This is a genomic window from Paractinoplanes tereljensis (genome assembly GCF_016862435.1).
GTDB classification, from domain to species: Bacteria; Actinomycetota; Actinomycetes; order Mycobacteriales; family Micromonosporaceae; genus Actinoplanes; species Actinoplanes tereljensis.
In genome coordinates, this window is the sequence record NZ_BOMY01000016.1 from 151,423 (window position 1) to 175,615 (window position 24,193).

Annotated in this window: 22 protein-coding genes; 16 read left to right on the forward strand and 6 right to left on the reverse strand. The window is 69.3% G+C overall.

Features of this window, described 5'->3' with window-relative positions; translation table 11 throughout:
* Positions 1-77: 77 nt before the first annotated feature.
* Together Ate02nite_RS12200 and Ate02nite_RS12205 are read left to right on the forward strand one after the other, a co-directional pair.
* Positions 78-632 (forward strand): DoxX family protein, encoded by a 555-nt coding sequence (locus Ate02nite_RS12200; protein ID WP_203804086.1) that lies wholly within the window; start codon positions 78-80, stop codon positions 630-632.
* 169 nt (positions 633-801) lie between these two features.
* Positions 802-2,802, forward strand: a complete 2,001-nt coding sequence (locus Ate02nite_RS12205) for an EAL domain-containing protein (protein ID WP_203804431.1) — start codon at positions 802-804, stop codon at positions 2,800-2,802.
* A 3-nt stretch (positions 2,803-2,805) separates the two neighbouring features.
* Here Ate02nite_RS12205 and Ate02nite_RS12210 read toward each other — a convergent pair whose 3' ends face one another.
* Complete coding sequence (locus Ate02nite_RS12210; RefSeq protein ID WP_239147333.1) at positions 2,806-5,067, reverse strand: putative bifunctional diguanylate cyclase/phosphodiesterase; 2,262 nt, start codon at positions 5,065-5,067, stop codon at positions 2,806-2,808.
* A 253-nt stretch (positions 5,068-5,320) separates the two neighbouring features.
* Here Ate02nite_RS12210 and Ate02nite_RS12215 point away from each other — a divergent pair, with 253 nt between their 5' ends.
* The 10 genes from Ate02nite_RS12215 (at position 5,321) to Ate02nite_RS12260 (ending at position 14,597) form a co-directional block, all read left to right on the forward strand.
* Entirely contained in the window at positions 5,321-6,082 is a 762-nt protein-coding gene (locus Ate02nite_RS12215) for a DeoR/GlpR family DNA-binding transcription regulator (protein ID WP_203804099.1), read from the forward strand.
* A 50-nt stretch (positions 6,083-6,132) separates the two neighbouring features.
* Positions 6,133-7,482, forward strand: a complete 1,350-nt coding sequence (locus tag Ate02nite_RS12220; RefSeq protein WP_203804102.1) for an ABC transporter substrate-binding protein — start codon at positions 6,133-6,135, stop codon at positions 7,480-7,482.
* The gene (locus Ate02nite_RS12225) at positions 7,483-8,412 is read left to right on the forward strand and encodes a carbohydrate ABC transporter permease (protein ID WP_203804104.1); all 930 of its coding nucleotides are present in this window, start codon (positions 7,483-7,485) and stop codon (positions 8,410-8,412) included. It abuts the gene before it with no gap.
* Entirely contained in the window at positions 8,409-9,224 is an 816-nt protein-coding gene (locus Ate02nite_RS12230) for a carbohydrate ABC transporter permease (protein WP_203804106.1), read from the forward strand. The genes Ate02nite_RS12225 and Ate02nite_RS12230 overlap by 4 nt, the downstream gene beginning before the upstream one ends.
* The gene (locus tag Ate02nite_RS12235) at positions 9,221-10,210 is read left to right on the forward strand and encodes a zinc-dependent alcohol dehydrogenase family protein (RefSeq protein ID WP_203804108.1); all 990 of its coding nucleotides are present in this window, start codon (positions 9,221-9,223) and stop codon (positions 10,208-10,210) included. Before Ate02nite_RS12230 ends, Ate02nite_RS12235 begins: the two co-directional genes overlap by 4 nt.
* Positions 10,211-10,304: 94 nt before the next feature.
* Complete coding sequence (locus Ate02nite_RS12240; RefSeq protein WP_239147334.1) at positions 10,305-11,852, forward strand: APC family permease; 1,548 nt, start codon at positions 10,305-10,307, stop codon at positions 11,850-11,852.
* A gap of 18 nt (positions 11,853-11,870) precedes the next feature.
* Positions 11,871-12,251, forward strand: coding sequence for a hypothetical protein (locus Ate02nite_RS12245; RefSeq protein WP_203804112.1), 381 nt, complete (start codon positions 11,871-11,873; stop codon positions 12,249-12,251).
* Positions 12,251-12,541, forward strand: coding sequence for a hypothetical protein (locus Ate02nite_RS12250; protein ID WP_203804114.1), 291 nt, complete (start codon positions 12,251-12,253; stop codon positions 12,539-12,541). Before Ate02nite_RS12245 ends, Ate02nite_RS12250 begins: the two co-directional genes overlap by 1 nt.
* A 94-nt stretch (positions 12,542-12,635) precedes the next feature.
* Positions 12,636-13,778, forward strand: a complete 1,143-nt coding sequence (locus tag Ate02nite_RS12255) for a sigma-70 family RNA polymerase sigma factor (RefSeq protein WP_203804117.1) — start codon at positions 12,636-12,638, stop codon at positions 13,776-13,778.
* Positions 13,779-13,892: 114 nt separating this feature from the next.
* The gene (locus tag Ate02nite_RS12260; protein WP_203804119.1) at positions 13,893-14,597 is read left to right on the forward strand and encodes a class I SAM-dependent methyltransferase; all 705 of its coding nucleotides are present in this window, start codon (positions 13,893-13,895) and stop codon (positions 14,595-14,597) included.
* Positions 14,598-14,600: 3 nt separating this feature from the next.
* On the opposite strand, the gene Ate02nite_RS12265 is transcribed toward Ate02nite_RS12260, so the two are convergent.
* Genes Ate02nite_RS12265 through Ate02nite_RS12275 form a run of 3 tightly spaced genes read right to left on the reverse strand, consistent with a single transcriptional unit; the run spans position 14,601 to position 16,340 of the window.
* Entirely contained in the window at positions 14,601-15,155 is a 555-nt protein-coding gene (locus tag Ate02nite_RS12265) for a DoxX family protein (RefSeq protein ID WP_203804121.1), read from the reverse strand.
* Between the two features lie 19 nt (positions 15,156-15,174).
* Positions 15,175-15,792 (reverse strand): AAA family ATPase, encoded by a 618-nt coding sequence (locus tag Ate02nite_RS12270; protein ID WP_203804123.1) that lies wholly within the window; start codon positions 15,790-15,792, stop codon positions 15,175-15,177.
* Entirely contained in the window at positions 15,789-16,340 is a 552-nt protein-coding gene (locus Ate02nite_RS12275; RefSeq protein WP_203804124.1) for a TetR/AcrR family transcriptional regulator, read from the reverse strand. The genes Ate02nite_RS12270 and Ate02nite_RS12275 overlap by 4 nt, the downstream gene beginning before the upstream one ends.
* Before the next feature lie 57 nt (positions 16,341-16,397).
* On the opposite strand from Ate02nite_RS12275, the gene Ate02nite_RS12280 reads away from it, so the two are divergent.
* On the forward strand, positions 16,398-17,366 hold the full coding sequence (locus Ate02nite_RS12280; protein ID WP_239147335.1) for an alpha/beta hydrolase: 969 nt from the start codon (positions 16,398-16,400) through the stop codon (positions 17,364-17,366).
* Here the strand turns inward: Ate02nite_RS12280 and Ate02nite_RS12285 are convergent.
* Entirely contained in the window at positions 17,297-19,531 is a 2,235-nt protein-coding gene (locus tag Ate02nite_RS12285; RefSeq protein ID WP_239147336.1) for a putative bifunctional diguanylate cyclase/phosphodiesterase, read from the reverse strand. The two genes, Ate02nite_RS12280 and Ate02nite_RS12285, sit on opposite strands and share 70 nt — an antisense overlap.
* A 133-nt stretch (positions 19,532-19,664) precedes the next feature.
* Here Ate02nite_RS12285 and Ate02nite_RS12290 point away from each other — a divergent pair, with 133 nt between their 5' ends.
* Genes Ate02nite_RS12290 through pseI form a run of 3 tightly spaced genes read left to right on the forward strand, consistent with a single transcriptional unit; the run spans position 19,665 to position 22,192 of the window.
* The gene (locus Ate02nite_RS12290; protein WP_203804126.1) at positions 19,665-20,711 is read left to right on the forward strand and encodes a glycosyltransferase family 2 protein; all 1,047 of its coding nucleotides are present in this window, start codon (positions 19,665-19,667) and stop codon (positions 20,709-20,711) included.
* Positions 20,712-20,715: 4 nt separating this feature from the next.
* A complete protein-coding gene (locus Ate02nite_RS12295; RefSeq protein ID WP_203804128.1) occupies positions 20,716-21,171 on the forward strand; it encodes a GNAT family N-acetyltransferase in 456 nt (151 codons plus the stop codon).
* Positions 21,164-22,192, forward strand: coding sequence for a pseudaminic acid synthase (gene pseI / locus Ate02nite_RS12300; protein ID WP_203804154.1), 1,029 nt, complete (start codon positions 21,164-21,166; stop codon positions 22,190-22,192). The genes Ate02nite_RS12295 and pseI overlap by 8 nt, the downstream gene beginning before the upstream one ends.
* A 32-nt stretch (positions 22,193-22,224) precedes the next feature.
* Here the strand turns inward: pseI and Ate02nite_RS12305 are convergent, their stop codons facing one another.
* Positions 22,225-24,039, reverse strand: coding sequence for a class I SAM-dependent methyltransferase (locus Ate02nite_RS12305; protein WP_203804157.1), 1,815 nt, complete (start codon positions 24,037-24,039; stop codon positions 22,225-22,227).
* Between the last annotated feature and the right edge of the window lie 154 nt (positions 24,040-24,193).

The window sequence follows — 24,193 nt, forward strand, 5'->3', positions numbered from 1 at the left end:
GGAGTTTCAGCCCGGGTCTCGCCTCCGCCATCGGAGGAATCTCAGTGGTGAGAGATAAAGAGACCCCGGAGGCAACGATGACCACCACCGCACACGCCCACCAACTCGAGACCGTCGAAGCCCCGGGCGCGATGATCACCAAACCCGCCGCCCGCGTGCTCGCCACCCTGCGCGTCGCCACCGGCTTCGTCTTCCTCTGGGCCTTCCTTGACAAGACCTTCGGCTTCGGGTTCAGCACCCCCTCGGCCAAAGCCTGGATCAACGGCGGGTCCCCGACCAAGGGCTTCCTCGCCAGCGTCGAAGTCGGACCCTTCCAGAGCTTCTTCCACAACATCGCCGGCGCCGGCTGGGCCAACTGGCTGTTCATGCTCGGCATGCTCGGCGTCGGCCTCGCCCTCATCCTCGGCATCGGCCTGCGGGTCGCCGCCGGAGCGGGCACCGCGATCATGGCGATGATGTGGCTGGCCGAGTGGCCCCTCGCCTCCGGCAGCTCGAACCCGATCGTCGACTACCACGTCGTCTACGCGCTGGCCGCGATCGTCTTCGCACTGACCTACGCCGGACAGACCTGGGGCCTCGGCAAGATCTGGGCCAAGCTCCCGATCGTGCAGAAGAACCGCTGGCTCATCTGAACCAACAGACTCGAAGCCGCCCCGGCCGCACCCGGGGCGGCTTCGTCGTGCCTTGACCTGAAGTCGCAGATCGACTTGATTAACCTGCGGCTCACTAGTATCACTGAGGGCCAGACATCCGGGCAGCGCTCACCTTCGAGGATTCTGGGTGGCACATCGACGCCTCGCAGTGATCATCGGAGTCGATGGGGTCGGTGTCCGAAGCTCAATGTCACCCCTTCGCTACGCTGAGCGAGATGCGGTCGCGGTTCACGACGCTCTGGGTGATACGTACGAAATAGTGCTTTTCTCCGGATCGCGGGTGCGGGCCGCCGAGATCAAGCGGACCCTTCGCCGCATCGCGCTCGAGTCCGACGAGTCCGATGTCCTCCTGGTGTACTACGCCGGCCAGGTGGTCGAGCCGTCCTGGAGTCGCGGCTCGGAGTTCTATCTGGTGACGCCGGACCTCGACGAGTCGGCGCTGTCCGAGCGGCCGGACGCGGGCCTGCGGATGACCTTCCTGAACCGGGACGTCCTGCCGCACTTCCGCGGGACGGCGGTGGCGATCCTGGACTGCTGCCGGGCCGACGGTTCCGCCACGTTCCAGGGCACCGACCTGGTCGACGCCGGCGGCCGCGACGACCCGCGGCACGGCGTTCTGGTCGCCTGCGCCCCGGACGCGGCGACTCGCGAGGACGCGACAGTTCAGCACGGTGTCTTCACCCACCACGTCCTCGAGGCGTTGCGCGACGGCGCGTCCGTCGAGACGCTGAGCGGTCTCGACCCGCGGCACGCGGGCGCGCACCAGGTGTCGATCATTCCGCTGGGCAACCCGCTCGACCGGCACGCACCCGAGTTGACCCGGCTGATCCGGCGGCTGGCCCGCACCGGGCCGATGGTCGGCCACGTCGAGCGGGTGCGGTCGGCGCTCGGGGCCGGTGGGGTGGCCTATCTCGGCAGCGGCGAGGACGGCTACGTCGCGGTCGACGCCACCGACGGGTTCGACCTCGACGCCGTACGCCACCTGCTGCGGGCCGCCCGTCCGCGCGGGTTCGGGCACACCGTGCGCGAGGGGCCGCGCCGGCTGTGGTGCGCCCCGCTCGGACCGGCGTCGAGCACGGCCCGGCTGCTGGCCGTGGTCGATCCGCCGGAGTGGCTGGTCGAGCTCGGCCAGACCGGCGCGAAGGTGCTGGAGACCATCTGGCACACCACCACCGCCGATTCGCCGGAGGAGTCGGAACTCCACTTCCTCAGCGCCCTGCGCTCGGTGTTCGGCCGACTCCCGGACCAGATGTTCGAGCGGGCCCTGGACCTCTACCGCGAGGTGCTCGAGTCGTTCCGCATCGTGTTCCAGCCGGTGGTCACGATCGGCGAGGCGTGGACCCAGGTGGGGGTGCACAGCTACGAGGCATTGGCCCGGCGTTCGCTTGACGACCAGCGTGCGCCGGTCGCGATGCTGCAGCTCGCGCACACCTGGGGCGATCACTTCGTGGTCGAGCGGGACCGGTCGATCCTGGGCCGGGCGCTGACGGCGTACAAGCTGGCCCATGCCGACAGCCCGTGGAGCGCGGACGAGCCGAAGCCGGTCTCGGTGAACGTGTCGGTGCGCTCGCTGCTCGACGATTCCTACGTCGACACCCTCCGCCAGTTGATCTCCGAGCTGGAGTTGGACGCGGGTGCCGTCACGCTGGAGATCTCCGAGCAGGACGCGATCGAGCCGTGGGCCGGCGAGCAGTGGGGCGAGGCTCCGCACGACTACTTCAACAAGCGGCTGGCGGCGATCGCCCAGGACGTCGGGGTCGCCTTCTCGCTCGACGACTTCGGGGTCGGGCACGCCTCGCTGGCCCGGATGGTCGACCTGCGGCTGACCCACATCAAGGTCGACCGGGCGATCCTGCAGCACGAGCTGGCGACCCGGGAACTCGAACTGGTCGTGGCGGTGGCCCGCCAGACGATGGACGCTCCGCGCGCGGTGGTCGTCGAGGGTGTGGACGAGGAGTCCCTGGTCAGCCTCCGGCAGATCTATCGCAGCGGCATCCGGCACGTGCAGGGTTACATCACCGGCGAGCGCGGCGCACCGGAACTCCGGCCGCTGGCCGCCGAGGTCCGCAAGGAGATCGCGGCCCGGGTTCGCGGCGACGACGAGACCCGGCCTACCTCGATCCGGCCGGCTCTGCGCAAGAGTGCGTGACCCTCACTCGCACTCGTTCGGTGAGTGGGCCGGGAACAGCAGGTCGTCGAAGGCGGACTCGGTCAGGGGCTCGGCGAAGTAGTAGCCCTGGCCCAGCTCGCAGTTGCCGCCGGCCAGGGACGTCAGCTGGCCGGCGTGTTCGATGCCCTCGGCGATGGTGGACAGCTGCAGGGCCCGGCCCAGCTGGATGATGCCGTGGGTCAGGGCGGCCGCGGTCGGCTCGTCGACCACGTCGTCCACGAAGGACTTGTCGATCTTGATGATGTCGACCGGGAACTGACGCAGGTAGGCGAGGGACGAGTAACCCGTACCGAAATCGTCGATCGCCAGGCGTACGCCCAAGGCCTTGATGTCATGCAGGCGTTGGAGGGTCTCCGGGCGGTGGTCGACCAGCAGGCTCTCGGTCAGTTCGAGGGTCAGGCGGTCGGCCGGCAGGCCGGCCGCGTCCAGTGCCGACCGCACGACGTCCGGCAGCACGGTGTGTTCCAGCTGGACGGCGGAGATGTTCACGCTGACCGTCAGCGGGCGGCCGGCCCGGCGGGTGTTCCACTCGGCCACCTGCCGGGTCGCCTCGCGCAGCACCCATTCGCCGATCGGCACGATCAGGCCGGTTTCCTCGGCGAGCGGGATGAACTCGACCGGCGGGACGATGCCGCGCTCGGGGTGCAGCCAGCGGATCAGGGCCTCGACGCCGGTGATCTCGCCGGAGCTGAGCCGGACGATGGGCTGGTAGCGCAGTTCGAACTCGTGCCGGACGACCGCGCGGCGCAGGTCGCTCTCCATGTCGATGGTGGCCTGGAAGGCGACCCGCATGGCCGGCTCGAACATCTCGAACTTGTCCTTGCCGTGCTTCTTCGCCTGGTACATCGCGAGGTCGGCGTCGACCATCAGTTCCTGGGCGCTGGGTGGCTCGGGGGCGCCGGCCGGGCAGTAGGCGATGCCGATGCTGGCCGTCACGTACGCCTCGGTGCCCAGCTCGAAGGGCGCGCGCAGCCGTTCCAGCAGGCGATTCGCGATCGGCACGGCCTCCTCGGCCGAGCCGAGTCCGGGCAGCAGGACGGCGAACTCGTCGCCGCCGAGCCGGGCCGCGATGTCCACGTCGCGCAGGCAGGCGCGGATCCGGTCGGCGACCCCGGTGAGCAACTGGTCGCCGGCCGCGTGGCCGAGCGAGTCGTTGACCATCTTGAAGCGGTCGAGGTCGATGAAGAGCACGGCCAGGCCGCCGTGCTCGCCGGCCAGGGTCTCCTCCATCCGGGTCTGGAAGAGCTGGCGACTGGGCAGGCCGGTCAGCGAGTCCAGGAAGGCCTGGTTCATCGCCTCCAGGGTGCGCGCGTCGGTGATGGCCAGGCTGACGTGCTCGGCGAACGCCCGCAGCATCTCCTGGGCCGGCTTGTCCCACTCGCGGGCCTCGCTGTACATGCCGACCGCGAGACTGCCGACGGCGTGCCCGTTCTCGTGCACGGGGGTGGCCATCACCGAGCGCAGCAGCGCCCGGGTCATGGTCGGCATCGCGATCGGGCAGGCCTGGTAGTCCTCGACCATGACCAGTTCGTCGCCGAGGATGGCCAGGCCGGAGACGCCGCCGGCGACCAGCGGCAGGCGTTCGACCTGCGCGCAGATCTCCTCGGCCACGCCGGCGGCGGCGACCATGCTGCCGGTGGTGGGGTCGTCCCGGTCGACCATGTTGAGACTGGCCATCTCGACGTTGAGCAGTTCCCGGGCCGAGCTGGTGATGGTCTCGAGGATCTTGTCGAGCGGGGACCGCCGGGCGATCGCCCGCTGCACCTCGGTGAGCTTCTCGAAGAGGAGTTGTCGCTGCTGGAGCGAATCGTGCAGGCGGTCGTTCTCCTCGGCGTAACGGCGTTCGTTCTCGAACATCCGCACCGAGCCGAGGCTCAGCTGGAAGACCCGGGCCATGTTGCGCAGCAGGCATACCTCGTCGGTGCTGAACGCCTGGTCGCGCCGGCCCAGCACGAGAAGGGCGCCGACCGCGCCTTCCATCACGGCGAACGTCACGGCGTACCGCTGGCCGGCCAGGTCGAGGCTGGTGCGGTGGCCGGTGGCGACCTCGCGAAGGGCGTAGATGGGTACGTCGTCGGCGTCGAGCCCGATGGTGTCGGCCACGCCCTCGTCGATCAGAAGTATGGCCACGTCGGCGTGGAGGGCCCGAACGGCGCAGCCCACGGCAGCATGCTGCACGGCCGGGCTGTCGGGCCGTTCGGCGACGACGGAGAGGAACTCCGTCAGTTGCTGGGTCGCTAGCACGGAACCAATGTCGGCCGGGACCTTCGGCACTTGAGGAAAGCCCGGGTTGCACACCTCGGGCAGGAATCGGTCACGTTTCCGGAATAAACGGGCAGAAGATTTGTCCGCTTAATACATAAAAGCGAGCAATGACCCGGCAACTTGTGATGGCCAAGCGGGCAAGTAAACAACTAACTTGCCTGAGTGGTGATGCGGGCCACAAGTTTCTCCGGTGTTACAAATAGTCCACGGTTAATCGACGGCGGGAGTGTTGATGAATGGGGATGAGAGACAGCATCAGATCGTCGCGCTGGCCCGCCGGCACGGCGAGGTCAATGTCGCCAAACTCGCCGCCGAACTGAACGTCTCCGCCGAAACAATTCGCCGCGATCTGCGGCTGCTGGAAAAACACGGTCTCATCCGGCGCACGCATGGCGGTGCGTACCCGGTGGAGACCGCGAAATTCGAGACCGATCTGGCGATCCGCACCACCCGCGGGGTGCCGGAGAAGCGCCGGATCGCGGCCGCCGCGGCCAGCCTCATCGGAGATGCCGAGACGATCTTCATCGACGAGGGCTTCACGCCGCAGCTGATCGCCGAGGCGCTCCCGACCGACCGGCCGCTCACCGTGGTCACCGCCTCCCTGAACACCGCGGCCTGGCTGGCCGGGAACTCGCCGACCACGGTTCTCCTGCTCGGCGGCCGGGTCCGCGGCCGCACCCTGGCCACCGTCGACCACTGGGCGGCCGGGATGCTGTCCGGCTTCGTGATCGACCTGGCCTTCGTCGGCGCGAACGGCATCTCCCGGGAAGCCGGGCTGACCACCCCGGACCCGGCCGTCGCGGACATCAAGGCGCACGCCGTTCGGGCGTCCCGCCGGCGCATTTTCGCCGGCCTGCACACCAAATTCGGGGTACGCACGTTCTGCCGTTTCGCCGAGATCTCTGATTTCGAGTCCCTGATCACGGACACCGCCCTGCCGGTTTCCGAGGCCCACCGCTATTCCCGGCTGGGCCCGCAGGTAATTCGCGTCTGATTTTTTTGTAATAGCCACCAACCGTTTTCGAATAAAACGGAGGTTCCACCATGCCCAAAAAGATTGCCATAGCGGCGGCCGGCCTGTTGCTGCTCACCGCCGGTTGCTCCGGCGCCGGGTCGACCGGTGGCGGAAGCGGCGACACCGGTGACACCACCATCACCGCGCTGATGGTCGGCAACCCGCAGATGGAAGACATCCAGAAGCTGACCGCCGACAACTTCACCAAGCAGACCGGGATCACCGTGAAGTTCACGATCCTCCCGGAGAATGAGCTTCGCGACAAAGTCACCCAGGACGTTGCAAACCAGGGCGGGCAGTACGACGTGGCGACCGTCGGCGCGTACGAGGTGCCGATCTGGGCCAAGAACAACTGGCTGCACGAGCTGTCGACGCAGGCCCAGGCCGACTCCGCGTACGACTCCGGTGACCTGCTCAAGCCGATGGTCGAGTCGCTGACCGGCGAGGACGGCAAGATGTACGCCGCCCCGTTCTACGGCGAGTCGTCGTTCCTCATGTACAACAAGGAACTCTTCGCGGCCAAGGGCCTGACCATGCCCGAGCACCCGACCTGGGCGCAGGTGGCCGACTTCGCCGCCAAGCTCGACGACAAGGGCAAGGGCGTGGCCGGCATCTGCCTGCGCGGCCTGCCCGGCTGGGGTGAGCTGTTCGCGCCGCTCACCACCGTGGTCAACACCTACGGCGGCACCTGGTTCGAGAAGGACTGGACGCCGAAGGTCAACTCGCCGGAGTTCACCGCGGCCACCAACTTCTACGTCGACCTGATCAAGAAGTACGGCGAGGCGGGCGCACCGCAGGCCGGCTTCACCGAGTGCCTGAACACGTTCGGCCAGGGCAAGGCCGCCATGTGGTACGACGCCACCTCGGCCGCCGGCACCCTGGAGGACAAGAACGCCAGCAAGGTGGCCGGCAAGGTCGGCTACGCGTACGCCCCGGTGAACAAGACCGAGTACTCGGGCTGGCTGTGGACCTGGGCCTGGGCGATGCCGAAGACCACCAAGAAGGCCGACGCCGCCTGGAAGTTCATCTCCTGGGCGACCAGCAAGGACTACGAGAAGCTGGTCGGCGAGAAGCTCGGCTGGTCCCGAGTGCCGTCCGGGAAGCGCACCTCGACCTACTCGATCCCGGAGTACAAGGCCTCGGCCGCCGCGTTCGCCGACATCACGCTCGGCTCGATCGAGCACGCCGACCCGACCAACCCGGGCGTGCAGCCCCGGCCCGCGCTGGGCGTGCAGTTCGTCGGCATCCCCGAGTTCGCCGACCTCGGCACCAAGGTGTCGCAGGAGGTGAGCGCCTCGATAGCCGGCAGCAACACGGTCGACAAGGCGCTCGCCGACGGTCAGAAGCAGGCCGAAGATGTGGCGAAGAAGTACAAGTAGATGACCACCATGGTGGCCCGGCGGGACGAGCGCACCCAGGCGCCCGTCCCGCCTACCAAGGGCGGAGCCAAGGACCGCTGGGTGCGTCGCGCACCGCTGCTACCCGCGCTGATCTTCGCGCTGGTCGTCACGCAGGTGCCGTTCCTCTACACGCTCTACCTGTCCACGCTGAGCTGGAACGCGCTGCGGCCCGGGGACAAACCGTTCGTCGGGCTGGACAACTACATCACCGTCTTCAACGACAGCCGGCTGCGGTCGGCGCTGTTCAACACCGTCCTGCTGACGGCGGGCGCGGTGCTCTTCTCGATCATCCTCGGACTGCTTCTCGCGCTGCTGCTGGACCGGAAGTTCATCGGCCGCTCGGTGGTGCGGACGATGCTGATCACGCCGTTCCTGATCATGCCGGTGGCCGCCGCGCTGCTCTGGAAACATGCGATCTTCAACCCGGCGTACGGCCTGATCAACGGCATTTTCGGCGGGCAGACCGACTGGATCTCGTCGTACCCGAAGGCGGCCGTGATCGCCACCCTGGTCTGGCAGTGGACGCCGTTCATGATGCTGATCCTGCTGGCCGGCCTGCAGTCACAGTCGAACGAGGTGATCGAGGCGGCCCGGGTCGACGGCGCCAACGCCTGGCAGATCTTCCGCCGGATGACCCTGCCGCACCTGCGGCAATACCTCGAACTGGGTGCGCTGCTGGGCTCGATCTACCTGGTCAACACGTTCGACGCGATCTTCACGATCACCCAGGGCGGTCCGGGCACGGCGACCACCAACCTGCCGTACGAGATCTACCTGACCACGTTCCGCAAGTTCGAGTACGGCGAGGCGTCGGCGGCCGGTGTGGTGGTCGTGATCCTGACGATCATCGTGGCGACGTTCGCCTTGCGGGTCATCTCCAGCCTCTTCCGGATGGAGGACAATCGATGAGAGCCCGTCTGCACAACACGATCTGGGGCACGGTGGCCTGGATCGCCGGGATCATCTTCGTCTTCCCGGTCATCTGGATGGTGCTGACCAGCTTCAAACAGGAGCAGGCCGCCGCCAGCAACCCGCCCAGCTGGACCTTCACCCCGACCCTCGATCAATACGCGCAGATCTTCGACCGGAACATCACGCCGTACCTGCTGAACTCGCTGATGGCCAGCATCTTCTCGACGCTCCTGGTCATCCTGCTGGCCACCCCGGCGGCGTACGCCCTCTCGCTGCGCCCGGTAGCGAAGTGGACCGACACGCTGTTCTTCTTCATCAGCACCAAGATGATGCCGGCCGTGGCCGCGCTGCTGCCGGTCTACCTGCTGGCCAAGCACCTCGGCATGCTCGACAACATCTGGACCATGGTCATCCTCTACACGTCGATGAACCTGCCGCTCGCGGTCTGGATGATGCGGTCGTTCCTGCTCGAGGTGCCGCGCGAGGTGCTGGAGGCCGGCGAGGTGGACGGCGCCGGGCTGATCACCTCGATCCGCAAGATCATCATGCCGATCGTGTCGCCCGGCCTCGCCGCCACCGCGCTGATCTGCTTCATCTTCGCCTGGAACGAGTTCTTCCTGGCGGTGAACCTGACCGCCACCGCGGCCGGCACCGCACCGATCTTCCTGGTCGGTTTCATCTCCTCCGAGGGGCTCTTCCTGGCCCGGCTGTGCGCGGCCGCGACGCTGGTGTCGCTGCCGGTGCTGATCGCCGGGTGGCTCGCCCAGAACAAGCTGGTCCGCGGCCTGTCGATGGGAGCCGTCAAGTGAGAGCTGCGGTCGTCGTCACGCCCGGCACTCTGGAAATAGCTGATATTCCGGACCCGGCGCCGGGCCCGACGGACGTGGTGGTCAAGCCGGCCGCGGTCGGCATCTGCGGCACCGACCTGCACATCATGGACGGCGAGTTCGCCCCCGCCTACCCGATCGTCCCCGGCCACGAGATGGCCGGGGAGATCGTGGCGGTGGGTTCCGCGGTCACCGGTTACGCGGTCGGTGACCAGGTCGCCGTCGACCCGTCGCTGTACTGCGGTTACTGCTATTACTGCAAGCGGGCCCGGGGCAACCAGTGCGAGAACTGGGCGGCGATCGGGGTGACGGTGGCCGGCGGGGCGGCCGAGTTCGTGGTCGCGCCGATGGCCAACCTGTTCAAGTTGCCCTCGGTTCTGAAAGCCGGCGACGCGGCGCTGATCGAGCCGCTCTCCTGCGCGCTGCGCGGCTTCGACGTGCTCCCGCGCCAGATGGCCTCGTCGTACCTGATCTACGGCTCCGGGACGATGGGGCTGATGATGCTCGAACTCGCGAAACGGGCGGGCGCCGAGTCGGTCTCGGTGGTCGATCTCAACCCGGAACGGCTGGCCACGGCGTCCCGGCTCGGCTGCTCCGCAGCCGTCGCGTCCGCCGACGAGTTGGTCGCGCCCCGCGGATATGACGTGGTCATCGACTGTACGGGCGTGGCCGCGGCGATTCGGGACGGGTTGCCGCGGGTCGGCCGGGGCGGCACGTTCCTCCAGTTCGGAGTGGCGAGTTACGACGCCCGGGTCGCCATCGAACCGTACGAGATCTATCGGCGGGAGATCACCATCACCGGGTCGATGGCCGTCCTGCACACCTTCGACCGGGCCGGCCAGATGCTCGCCGCGGGCGTGCTGGACCCATCGATCTTTGTCTCTCATCGGTACCCGCTGACCTCGTACTCTGCGGCCCTGGAACAGTTCCGAGCGGGCGTCGGTCGGAAAATTCTCATAGAACCGTGAGGTCAGAGGGCATCTGTGCCAATCTCTTGACCGAAAGTGAGTGAAACAACACGGGCTGTTGTCAGTTCGGCGCTCCATCAGGCTGAATGGATCTGTGGGTAGCCCCGAGGCTGATCATCCAGGCGAGGTCCAGACCCTCGCCCCGAGCCGCATCGGCGCGGCCGCCGTCACGTTCTTCGCGCTTGCCGCGACGGCGCCACTCGCCGTGTTGACCACTGTGGTGCCCGCCGCCTACGCCCGCGGCGGCGGGCCACTGATCCCGCTGACCTTCGCGGCGGTCGCGGTCGTGCTGCTCCTGTTCGCTACCGCGTACGCGGCGATGGTGCACCGGGCGCCCTATGCCGGCGCGATGTACACGTACGTCTCCCGGGGTCTGGGTCGCCCGGCCGGGCTGGCCGCCGGCTGGCTCGCGATCGCCTCCTACCTGGCCCTTCAGCTCGGGATCTACGGCGTCGCCGGGGTCGCGGCCGCGCCCCTGCTGCACAGCTGGTTCCACGTCGAGGCGGCCTGGTGGATGGTGGCCGGGGTGTGCTGGCTGCTGGTCACGCTGCTCAGCACGGTCCGGGTCGAGATCGCCAGTGGACTGCTCGCGCTGCTCGTGCTGGCCGAGCTCGCGGTGGCCGCCGGGTTCGCCACCGCCAACCTGCTCGACCCGGCCGGCGGCAAGCTCAGCGCCGACTCGATCCTGCCGTCCAGTGCCGTCGACCGGCCCGCTCTTGGCCTGCTGCTCGCGGTCGGGGTGCTGGCGTTCATCGGGTTCGAGACCACCGGCACCTACTCCGAGGAGACGATGCGCCCGCGGCGGGAACCGGGCTATGCCACGTACGCATCGGTGTTGCTCCTGGCCTTGCTCTTGGGTTTGGTTTCCTGGTCGTTCAGCGTCGGCGCCGGTCCCGGCGAGATCACCGCGCTGGCCCGGGCCCGCGGCAGCGAGCTGGTCTTCGACCTGGCCGCGGCCCGGCTGGCGCCGTGGGCGGTCACCGCCGGCCGCATCGTGCTGCTGGCCGGCCTGATCGCCGCGATGCTCGCGCTGCACAACGCGATGTCGCGATATCTGTACGCGATGGGCAAGGAACGCGCCCTGCCCCGGGCCTTCGCCCGCACCGCGGCCCGCACCCACGTGCCGCGCACCGCCGCGCTGACGCTGTCCGCGGTGACCGCGATCGCGCTGGTCGCGGCCTACCTGGCCGGGGTGCGCACGCCGTCGATCCTGGCGCACCGGCTCGGCGTGATCGGCGGCCTCGGCATCCTCGTCGTCCTGCTGGCCACCGCACTGGCAGCCCTGCTGCACCTCAACCGGGTGCCGAACGGCGAAGGCACCTGGGGGCGGTTCCTCGCCCCGATTCTGTCCACGGTGGCCCTCGGCACCCTCGGCTACCTGGCCTTCTGGAACATCCCCTCGCTGCTGGGGGTGCCGGCCGACTCCGCCCTGGTGTGGTCGGTGCCCATCGCGTTCGTGGCGGTGGGTGCACTCGGCCTGATCCACGGCGCAGCGCTGCGCGGCCGCCGGCCGGTCCAGTACGCGGGTGTCGGCCAGGGCGGAACGCCCGTGGTCGTCACCCCGGTGCCACCCACGGTGGCGCGAACCATCCCGCAGCAGCGGGAGCCCGGAGCTCATCGACCAGAGCGAGTGAAACGCTGACTTTGCCGGAGGTGGCGGATGACGATCACGCTTTTGGACACGGATCGGATACGCGCGCTCGGCATGGATACGGCAACCGGCCGTTATCGCCATAATGAGGCGATAACGGCCATCAAGATCGAAGCGGCGCTCGGGGTCAGGCTGACCCGAGCGCCGCGTTGGTCTCGGGCCGATTGGTTCGACCAGTTCGGCGTCTCGTACGACGCGGTGGGCCCGTTCTCGGCGTTCCGCTTCGAGCGGCAGTGGCGACGTTTCTCGGAACAGATCCTGCTGCACCTGAACAAGGCACAATTCGTGCCGGTGGACGTCTCGCTGTTCACCCCCGCCCAGATCGAGGTCATCGAATTGTTCATCGCGGATCACCGGCTGTCCCCGCGCGTCTTCACCCTGGGGCACTGATGGCCGCGCTGATCATGGTCCGCCCCGGCCGCGACTGGCAGTCCTCCGGCGGCCTCTTCGACTGGACCCTCGAATACCTGATCCCCCGCCTGTCCGACGCCGCCACGGCCGAGTGGCTGCGCACGGTGCTCGAGGAAAATCTGGGCAGCCTGTGGATCCCCGACCTGCCGTCCGACACCCAGACGGAGATCTACGACCTGCTGCGAGCCGGCCTGCTGCGAGCCGCCGAGAAGGAACTGTCACCGGTCGCGGTGGAAGAGCTACGGGAGCTGATCGCCCTCACCTACTAGATGTGACTCACATCACGCTGCCATGGTGTAGTAAAACCACGATTTTCGCCCTGAGAGGTGAGGGGCTGATTGGCAGCCCGCAAGGGAGTGGTTCGTGGACGCGGCTTCGAACTCCAGGGAACTGGGGCAAACCCTGCTGTCGCTTCGGGGGCAGATCGAGCGACTTGCGCAAGGTCCCGCCGTCGGTGCCGCCCATCAGGCGACCCGGCAGGTCGCTTCGGTCCTCGAACCGGTGTGGAGCATCCTCGAGGCCGGGGACGCGGGATCGGGTATCGGCCACCTGCGCCGCCTCGGGACCGTCGCTGCACACGACGACATCGAGAAGCTCAATGACGAAGTGCTTGCCGAGGCCGCCGACGCCTACGGACGACTGAACCTGGTCGCACCGCCGGCGGGTGCGGTCTGGCGCGCGTTGAGTCGACCCTCGGTGGCTCTGGTCCGATCGGTCGGCGCGCAGTCTCGGGACATCACCGCGGCCACCTTGGAACCGACCGTCCGGCCGGCGATGCCGGTGCGGCTGCTCGCCGGTCAGAACGACGCCAGCATCGTGCCCGCGCTCCGGGTGGTTCTGCGGCGATGGTGCGATCTCGTTCGGCACACCACCGGCGAACAGCGGGAGGTCGCCCGGCTCACCCTCGCCGCGGCCATGCTCGCTCGTGGAGCTGTGCTCGACGGTGACACCGACACTGTCGCCTGGTTCGTCGAACGCTGGCTCGGTCTCACGCCTACCGGCTATCGCGTCGATGGCACGAGCGCGGCCCTGCTCGAAGGTGGATGGGTTCGGCGGCGGGTGGACGAAGAGTTCTCGGCGGTCCGGGACACGGTCACCAAGCTGCGGACCGAGTCCCTCGACCAGCACCGTTTACATCGGCCCGTGTGGCACACCCAGCTTCGCGGCCGGCCGATCGCCCTGCTCTACGACCCCATCGGCAGCAGTGCCGAACTCATCGACACCATCGGTGCGGCCGACCAGGCTCTGCTGGAGATCGAGACCGCCGACGTCATGCGTCACATCGAGAGTCTGCCCAGCCGCACGCAACAGGTATTCGCGCTGCTCGCTGATGATTACCGGCCCCGGGAAATCGCCGAGGAGTTGAGCCTCAGCGCCGCCCTGGTCCTCGGCGGAATGGTCCTCGTCATTCATCTGGGCGGCCTGCCGGGTGCGGCGCTCATGGCCGGCGGCGGAGTGGCAGCCGCGGCCGTCCGCCGCCATCCGCGTCGCCGCCGAGGGAGTTAGGAGAGGCTCGGCAGGTCGCACACCGTTCCCTAGACTGTGGCGGGTGTCGACCTTCCCTGGCCGGACGAGACTGAACCGACGGCGGCTGCCGTCGCTCGAGAGCCTGCTGCGGGCATGAACTACGACGACGAACTCCGCCGGCACCAGGAGGTGCTGCTACAGGCCATCGGCCTCCGGCCGGATGACCAGGTCCTGGACATCGGCTGCGGCACCGGCGAAACCACCAGGCAGGCCGCGCGTACGGCCAGGAGCGCTCTCGGAGTCGACATCTCGGCCGCCGCGATCGGGCGAGCCACCACCGACGGGCTCGGCAACGTCACGTTCGAGTGCGCCGACGTGCAGCAGCACCCCTTCCCGCCGGCGTCTTTCGACCTGGCGATCAGCCGGTTCGGCACGATGTTCTTCGCCGATCCGGTCGCCGCGTTCACCAACGTCCGACGCGCGCTGCGCCCGTCCGGACGGCTGGTGATGATGGTCTGGCAGGCCGCCGACCGCAACGAGTGGGCCGTCGAGATCCGCCGAGCCATCGGCGAGACCGGCGGGCCCAATGCGTTCTCGCTCGCCGACCCGCCGACGGTGACCCGGATCCTGCAGGCGGCCGGCTTCACCGACGTCACCTTCACCGAGGTCGCCGAGCCGGTCTACTACGGCCCGGACGTGCCCGCCGCCCTCGACTGGGTGCACGGCTGGGTCCCGCCCAGCGCCGACGACCAGCTGAGCCAGACCTTCCGCGTCCACCTGCGGGACGACGGCGTCTGGCTCGATTCCCGTGCCTGGATAGTAAAAAGCCGCCCCGGAGGGCGGCTTCCAGATCTTTGATTCTCAGATGAGCCAGCGGTTCTTCTGCACGATCGGGAGCTTGGCCCAGATCTTGCCGAGGCCCCAGGTCTGTCCGGCGTAGGTGAGAGCGAAGACGATCGCGGCCAGCGCGTAGACGACGTGGTAGTCGACGATCGGGTTCGAGCTACCCGAAGCCAGAGGCCACTCGGCCAGCCACATCATCGCCATGATCGCGGTGCCGGCACCGGCGGCGACCCGCAGGCCGATGCCGAGGATGAGGGCGAGGCCGACGCCGAGCATGCCGAGCATGAACAGCCAGTTGGCCCAGCCGGCGCCGGCGATGTTGTGGAAGAAGCTCTGGAAGGGTCCGACTTCGACGCTGGCGAGGAAGCCCTTGGTCGGGGACCCGCCGTTGATCCAGGCTTTGGCCGAGGGGGTGCTGAACCCGAAGCCGAAGGTCTTGTCAAGGAAGGCCCAGAGGAAGACGAAGCCGGTCGCGACCCGCAGGACGGCCAGAACCTTGGCGGCGGGCTTGGTGAGCATGTGGCCCGGGGCTTCGACGGTCTCAAGCTGGTGGGCGTGGGCGGTGGTGGTCATCGTTGCCTCCGGGGTCTCTTTATCTCTCGCCTTTGACACTCCTCTCCGCAGGCGGTGCTGACCCGGGCTGAAACTCCCCACTCGGCGGGACCAAAGTCCCGGCGCAGTGCGGGCACCGCGTCGGGCACGGGGATCGCGGTGCCGCCCCCGACAGGCCACTCGCGTGCAGGATCGTCGCGACGGTGTCCTCCAGGGCCGATGTCTCCGGGATGACCTGCTCCCCCGGTACGTCAAGCAGGTCCAGCGGCCGGTACCAGGCGCGCATGTCCCGTTCGGTGAAGCCGACCGTCGCGGCCCGGCCCGCGTGCCGGCGAACCGTCTCCTCGAACGACACGTCGAGGTAGAAGGTCCGCCCGCCGTGCGCGGCGATCAGCTCGGTCAGCGCCGGCCGGTAGGTGCCGGCGTCGAGAATCCCCTCCAGCACGACGTGATAGCCGTGCCGCAGGGACTCCCCCGCCATGGTCGCGATCAACGTCGGCGCGACCGCGTCCGGCGCCTCGTTGTGCTCGCGCAGGATGATTCGGCGTACGTAGTCCTGCTCGATCAGCGCGCACCCGCGCCCGAACCGGCGCCGCACCTCGCGGGCGGCCGTGGTCTTCCCGCTGCCGGAGTTGCCGCGCAGCACCACCAGCGTCATCCGAGCACCCGCAGCACCATGTCGACCAGGGCATCCACGTCCGCGGCCACCATCGGCTCGCCGGTCATGCCCATCCGGTGGATCAGGGTGCCGATGACCACGTCGATGAAGAACAGGACCCGGTTCTCCGGCTCGTCCAGTGCCTCCTGCAGGGCGACCCGGTAGGGATCCTGCAGCTGGGTGGCCAGGATCCCGCGCAGTTCGGGGTCGTTCACCGCGTCGGTGAAGACGCCGGCGAAGGCCGCGCCGACGCCGGGGTCGGCGACCTTCCCGGCGGCCCAGCGGATGGCCGCCGCCAGGATCTCGGCCCGGTCGGTGCCGGTCAGCGGCGCCGGGCCGAACGCGTCGACCAGGCAGGCGGTGATCAGCGCGCCCTTGGACGGCCAGCGGCGATAGACGGTGGTCTTCGCGACGCCGGCCGCGGCCGCGATGCGATCGACGGTGGCGTTCGCATAGCCGAGCTCGGCGACCGTGGTCAGGGTGGCGGCGAAGACCGTGGCGTCGATGCCGGCCCGCGGTCGGCCGGGTGGTCTGGCGGTGACGGGCATGGCGCCATTATGCTACTTCTAGTATCGATACCCTGAGTAGCGTAATGGGGAGGATCCATGCGTCACACCATCGGCATCCGGCTGCTTACCGCTCTGCGCACCGAACCCGACTGGCTCGCCATGTCGGCCGCCGACCTCGACGCCTACCGCGAGGCGGAGAACCGCAAACGGGCCTCCCGGGCGATGCGGCTGGTCACCGGCTTTCCGCGCCGCGGGGTCACCATCGGATGGCACCCCGACCTGCCGGTCCGGGTCTATCGCGACGGCGGGCCGAGCCCGATCAAGCCGCTGGTGCTGCACGTGCACGGCGGCGGGTTCGCCGGCACCGCGGTGCAGTGCGACTGGATCAACAGTCACCTCGCGGGGCGGCTCGGCGCCGTGGTGGTCTCGGTCGAACACCGCCTGCTCGCCGCCGATACCCCGTTGTCGACGGCCGTCGAGGACGGGTGGAACGCGCTGCGCCACATCGTCGACTACGCGGCCGAGTGGGGGATCGATCCCGAGCGGGTCGCGGTCGTCGGGGAGAGCGCCGGCGCGCTGATCGCCGCGCTGGCCGCGATCCGGGCCCGCGACTCCGGCCTGAAGCTGCGGGCGCAGGTCCTGGTCAATCCGGCGGTCGACCTGACCGATACGGCGTTCGACTATCCGTCGATGCGGGAGCACACCGACGGCCGCGGGCAGCTGGAACTCTTCCGGCGGCTGGCCGCCGCCGGGCCCGAGCTGTCCCCGCTGTACGCCGATGACCTGAGCGGGCTGGCCCCGGCCCTGGTGGTGGTGCCGACGCTGGACCCGCTGGCCGATCACGGGCGCGCCTACGCCGAGCGGCTGCGGGCGGCCGGCACGCCGGTGCGGCTCACCGAGCACCCGGGAGCGCCGCACGGGTTCCTCAGCATGCCGGGCCTGGTGCCACGGCAGGCTCGGGCCGCCCGCGCCGAGATCGTCGACTTCCTGCGCGATCAGGCCGCCATCGGCGTACCCGTCAGCAGTTCGGAGAACTTCTCGGGCGAGAGCGGTCGCGCGAAGTAGAAGCCCTGAGCCGACCCGTAACCGAGGTCGTGGAGCCGGTTCGCCTGGTCGGGGGTTTCCACGCCCTCGGCCACCGCGGTCATGCCGAGGCTGCGGGCCAGGGTCAGGACGGTCGCCGCGGCCGGGTTGCGGGCCTGGGTGAACGAGCTGTCCAGCTTCAGTTCGTCGACCGGGCAGTCGGTGAGCATGGTCAGCGACGACGGACCGGTGCCGAAGTCGTCGAGGGCCACCCGCACCCCCATCGAGCGCAGCTCCGCCACGCTCGGACAGGACTCGTCAGAGTCGATCGAGGTCACCTCGAGGGTGAGCCGGCGCGGGGCGATGCCGTACTCGGTCAGGAGCACCGCGACCGTGGCGGCGAAGCCGGGTTCGCGCAGGTCCCGGGCCGAGACGTTGACGCTGAGGGTCAGCGAGTCGTCGGTCCAGGTGGCCAGCTGGCCGATCGCCGCGCGCAGCACCCACTGGCTGAGCGGGACGATCAGGCCGGTGCGCTCGGCCAGCGGGATGAAGCTCTGCGGCGGCAGCGTGCCGTGCGTCGGGTGCCGCCATCGGACCAGCGCCTCGGCGCCCAGCACCCGGTGGTCCGGCAGGGCCACGATCGGCTGGTAGAGCAGGTACAGCTGACCGTCGTCGATGGCCTTACCCAACTCGGCCCCCAGGTCGTGGTGGTCGGCGCCCGGGGTGAAGTGCAGGAACGCGGTGCCGACGATGCCCTTGGCCCGGTACATCGCGATGTCGGCCTGGCGCAGCAGCAGGCTGGGGTCGTCGCCGGAGTGGCCGTCGGCGATGCCGATGCTGGCCCGGATCGGGAGTTCGTGGCCGTCGGCCAGGACCGGCTCGCGAAGTGCCTCGACCATGCGCTGGGCGGCCAGGTCGGCGGCCTCCGGGTCGGCGCCGTCGAGGACCACCACGAACTCGTCGCCGCCTAGGCGGGCCACGGTGTCCTCGGCCCGGATGCAGGCGTCCAGCCGCTGGGCCACCGCGATCAGGAGCAGGTCCCCGACCTCGTGGCCGAGGGTGTCGTTGACCTCCTTGAAGTCGTCGAGGTCGATCAGCGCCACCGCGACCGGCCGATCGCCGGGCGTGGTCAGCGCCTTGATCAGGCGTTCGTGGAACAGCACCCGGTTCGGCAGCTGGGTGAGCCCGTCGTGGGTGGCGCTGTGGTCGAGCCGGCGCAGGAGGCGGCCGTTGTCGATGAACGCGGTGATCTGGCGGAGCACCACCAGGGTGGTCAACGCGACCGCGCTGACCACGATGACCCGGCGGTCCGGGGCATCGGCCGGCAGCGCGACGCCGAGCAGCAGGGCGTCCACCCCGGCGACGGCGATGTAGGGCAGCACGCTGAAGCTGCGGCGGCGCGGTTCGCGGACGCCCCGGCGCGGGCCGTACTCGGCCGCGCGCTGCCGCACCGCGGCCCAGGACGCGAAGAAGAAGACCGCCGGCAGTACGACGACGTCCGGGAACAGGTGCGGGTCGATCGGCTCGAGCAGGGGTCGCAGGATCGGGCCGATGCCGCCGAGCGCGACCGCCACTCCGATCAGCCGCATCGCACCCCGGTCCAGGTGCGAGGACGTGTCGGTCAGGACGACCTTGGCGACGGCGAAGACGGCCAGCATGGTGAGCACCGTGATGGCCAGCATGGTGTAGGCGATCCGGGAGTCGCTCTGGCCCAGTGCGTGCCGGGTGGAGAAGTGCCAGACGAAGACGGCGCAGGCCAGCATGACCGTGCCGGCGTCGAGGAAGAGGCGGAACAGCTCACCGCGGGTCTGTTTGCCGACCGGCAGCCGCAGCAGGGAGTAAATGATCATGAGGACGGCGGCGCCGTCGAAGATCAGCTGACCGGAGCTGATGGGCGCGCCGGACAGTTCGGCGGCGGTGGCGGTCACGGTGCTGACGGTCTGTGCGATGGCGCCGAGGCCGACCAGCACGGTCGCCACGAACAGATGTCGCCAGAACCGCCGGGTCGGCGCCGGCAGGTGCTCGGTCCGGGAAGTTCGCCAGAAGTTCACCACCAGCGGCCCGGTACCGGCGATCAGCGGGAGCCACAGCACCAGCCAGGGCAGCACCGGGTGCATCGCATTAACGACCAACAGGACGAAAGCCACCGCGGTGATCGCGGCTGAGCCGCGCAGCAGACGGCCTTCCGGCAGCCGGGACCAGGGCAACAGCAGCCTCCTCGACTAGGTCTGTCCGGCTGCATCGGCCGCGCGGCGGCCAAAATGAGGAATTGCCCTGTGACGCAGGTCCTGGTCACCCACGGTTTGCTGGGATTTCACGCGTGTAAACAAACGTGGGCGTATGCCCGCTTCACTGAGCATTGTCGTACCGGTGTACGCGGTCGAGGGCTACCTGCACCAGTGCCTCGACTCCCTGCACGCGGGGTTGACGGCCGACGAACGCGCCCGGGTCGAGGTCATCGCGATCGACGACGCTTCCCCGGACCGCTGCGGCCAGATGCTCGACGACTATGCGAAAACCCATCCGGGCGTACGCGTTGAGCACCTGTCCGCCAACGTGGGCCTGGGCCTGGCCCGCAACGCCGGTCTCGCCGCCGCCACCGGCGACTACGTCTGGTTCGTGGACAGCGACGACTGGCTGCCGCCCGGCTCGGTGCGCGCGGTCCTGACGGCGCTGGACGACGAGAAGCCCGACGTACTGCTCATCGACCACCTGCGGATGCAGGACGGCCGGCCGAAGACCGACACCAGCTCGCACCTGCTGGCCGGGGAGCCGACGCTGGAGCGGATGCTCGGCGTGCAGCACACCGCCTGGAACCGGATCGTCGGGCGGCAGTTCCTGCTGCGCCACGGCCTGCGGTTCGGCCCGGGATGGTACGAGGACGTCTCGTTCAGCCACCCGGTGCTGCTGGCCGCCGATCGGATCGCCGCGCTGAACCGGGTCTGCTACCACTACCGCATCGGCCGCCCGGGCGCGATCACGTCAACCCGCAGCCACCGGCACTTCGAGGCGTTCGAGCAGTACGAACTCCTGCAGGAGTGGATGGACGAGCACCGGGTCGACCCGGCCATCCGCCGGCGCCTGTTCACCCTGATGACCAACCACCTGCTGGTGGTGGCCGGCAACGACGGCCGGATGCACCCGGGTCACCGGCGGCGCTTCTTCCACCGGGCGGCCGCGCTGCACCGGCGGCACCGCCCGGCCGGCTATCACCCGCAAAGCATCAAGCACCGGCTGGTCGCACTCGATGCGTACGGTCTGTACGCGCTGCTCCGGGCCGGTTACCGGCTGGCCGGGCTGCGGACCGGCAACCCCGAACGGACACGCCCGGTTTCCCCGGAAGCTGTCTCTCCGTCATACCGGGCACAGCCCGCGTCCATAATTTGAGGTTGTGCTTCGACCCGCGGCGTACGCCGAACGAGATCTGATCCTCCCCTGGCGTAACCATCCGTCGGTTCGTGCGGTCAGCATGACCACGCACGAGATCCGCCCGGAGGAACACGCGGCCTGGTGGGAGAAGAACTGGCCGGGCGTCCTGATTTACGAGGATGAGGGCGTTCCGGCCGGGGTTGTGATCTTCAATGGGGAAACCTGGTCCTTCTATCTCGACGGCGAAGGCCTCGGCCGGCGGATGCTGCCGGCCTGGATGCGCCTGGAGAAGGAAGCCATCGAGTACGCCTTCGGCACGCTCGGCCTCGAGCGCCTCGACGGCGAAACACTCGAGGAGAACAAGCAGGTCCTGGCACTGCACCGGCGCTTCGGCTTCCGGGAAGTCCGTCGATACGAGCGCTCCGTCGACGGCGTCATGAAGACCGTCGTGGTGACGGAGAGAGGCAAAGATGACTAAGTTCGGGCCCGACAAGCGGCCATACATCGTTGCGGAGATGTCCGGCAACCACAACGGCTCGCTCGACCGGGCGCTGGCGCTGGTCGACGTGGCGGCAGAGGCCGGAGCCGACGCGATCAAGATCCAGACCTATACGGCCGAGACGATGACCGTGGACGTGAAACACCCCCGGTTCCAGATCTCGAAGGGCCACGAGCTCTGGGGCGGCGAATACCTCTACCAGCTGTACGAGCGGGCGCACACGCCGTGGGAGTGGCATCAGCCGATCTTCGAGCGGGCCCGCGAGCACGGCATCGAGGCGTTCTCCAGCCCGTTCGACCGCACCGCGGTGGAGCTGCTGGAGAAGCTGGACGCGCCGATGTACAAGATCGCGTCCTCCGAGATCACCGACCTGCCGCTGATCCGGCTCTGCGCGAGCACCGGCAAGCCGGTGATCATCTCGACCGGCATGGCCTCGGTGCGCGAGATCGCGGCCGCGGTCGAGGCCGCCCAGGGCGCCGGCGCCACCGACGTGACCGTGCTGAGCTGCACCGCTTCCTACCCGGCTCCGCCCGAGGAGACCAACCTGCGCCGCATCCCGGTGCTGGCTCAGATGCTCGAGGTGCCGATCGGTCTCAGCGACCACACGCTGGGCATCGGCGTGCCGGTCGCGGCGGTCGCGTTCGGCGCCTGCCTGATCGAGAAGCACATCACGCTGGACCGCGCGGACGGCGGCGTCGACTCGGCGTTCTCGCTGAACCCGGTCGAGCTGAAGCTGCTCCGCGAGGAGTCGGAGCGGGCCTGGCAGGCGCTCGGCACCACGCACATCGGCCCGACCGAGCACGAGAAGGAGGGCCTGCGTTTCCGCCGTTCGCTCTACGTCGTCGCGGACGTCAAGGCCGGCGACCGGGTCACCCCGGAGAACGTACGCTCGATCCGCCCGACCGGCGGCCTGGAGCCCGACTCGATCGGCCTGGCCCTCGGCCGCGCCTTCACCACCGACGCACCCAAGGGCACGCCGCTGACCTGGGACCTGATCTAGTTGGTAGGAGGGGGGCGTCGCCCCCCTCCTAATTAGCTGCCGGCTTTGCGTTCGCGGCGCTTGCGGAGCAACTTGCGGCCGTCGCGCCCCACCATCCGGTACGCCTCCCGCGCCGCCAGGATGGTCTTGCCGGCCGGGCCGCTCCGATAGAACTGGATCTCCCGGTCCATCTTGCTGAGCGCGTTGTCCCGGGACTGGATGATCTGCTCGGTCCACTCCATCAGCGCGAGCAGGTGACTGGCCTGGTAGCGCTGCCGCCACAGCGCCTCGGACAGCTCCCGGAAACCCTCGATGTCGACCGGCGCGGTGCCCGGCGTGACCGCGAGCAGTTGCAGCCGGAGCGCCTGCTGGGCGGCCAGGCTCAGCTCGAAGTCGGCGGCCTCCCGCAGCACGTGGAGGTCGACCGCGGCCCGAACCTCGGTGTCCGAGATGCCCCGGCCCACCATGCCGAGCATGGTCGCGGTCAGGTCGACGGCGCTCGAACTGATCGGCCACGGGTGCGGCTGCCCCGAGGTGATCAGCTGGACCGCGAACTCCCAGAGCGCCCGGACCAGCGCGGTGTCCAGCGACACCGGCTCGATCGGCTCCCACCGGGTGGGCAGCAGCGTCACCCCTTCCGGGGTGACGAACACGTCGGCGAGACCGGCCAGCGCGACCGGCCCGGACAGCGTGCCGTCGGTGGCCTGTTCGGCCAGCCACGACGCGAATTGGGCCAGCTCGCTGCGCAGCTCGACCAGGTCGGCGGTCGCGCACAGGTGCAGCAGCCGCTCCTCGAGCACGTAACCGGAGTCGGCACCGGGGGCGTTCGGCTCGGCGACGCGGCGCAGGCCGTCGCGTTCGATCGGCTCACCGAGGGCCGCCAGCACCTCGGTGCCGGCGGTGCTCACCTCATAGGCGAAAGTGCCGCGCACGTCGCCCACCAGAAGCTCGCTGCCGGGGATGGCCGGCGCGGCGCTGGCGCCCGGCCGGCGTGCGATGACCAGCCAGGACGGCGCGATCGTGCCTTCGGCCCCGGCCCGCAGGGCCCGCTTGACCAGCCGGCGCGGGTCGCTGAGGACCGCGCGGCCGCGGAAACCGAGGGCGAAGGCCTGGGCGAGGGCCGTGCCCAGCCGCGGGCGCAGCGGCGAACTGACGTTGCCGAGCAGGGCCGGCCCGACCAGGACGGTCGGCGCGGCCGGCTCGGGGAACGCGGCGTAGGTGACGTCGACGATCAGACCGGCGGCGGTCAGGCGGTCGGCCAGCTGCTCGCTCGAGGCCGGGCGGTGCGGGTCGTGTTCGTCCAACGGGTACCACGCCGCGTCGTCGGCCTCGCGGGCGCCGGGCTGGAGCTGGACGGTGTGGTGCACGCCGAGGTGGTTGTCGTGCGCGAGCAGCAGCACCCCGTCGGGGCGAACCGCCTCGGCGAGCCGGTCGAGCAGCTCACCCGCGGACATCTGGTCGCCCTCGGACGAGTTCAGCCGCTCGACGCCGTCGGCCGCCACGACCAGGTTGAACTTCTCCTCCGGGTCGAGCTTCACCAGAGTGCCGGCCAGCACGGTGACCTTCGGGTGCTCGCGGGCCGCGTTTTCGGCGTCGCCGAGCGAGCGGATCAGCCAGGAGACCGTCGCACCGCTGTCGGTCAGCGCCGCGACCAGGTCGTCGGCGTGCGGTCCGGCGACCAGGACCCGGCGGCCGGGGCCGGCGAATTGTCCGGCCAGGTGACGCAGGAGGGCCCCGCGCACGGGGCCCTGGTCCGTCCAGGCGAACATCTCGCCGCCGACGCGCCGCAGGTTGGACACCTGCGGGGCGGCGAGGGCGGCGGCGAAGTCCGTGCCCTGGGTGGGGACCAGAGCAGCGGTGTCCGACATGCTTCTGCCTCTCTGTCTGAAGGGGCGAGACAGCCCCCACATAACAATTACGCTTCCGCCCCGAATGACGCCCGTCAGGTCGACGCGGAAACGTACCACCCAAGGGTTAATTTTGGCCGAACCGCAGATTTAATGGCTTTTGTCGATTGCCGGA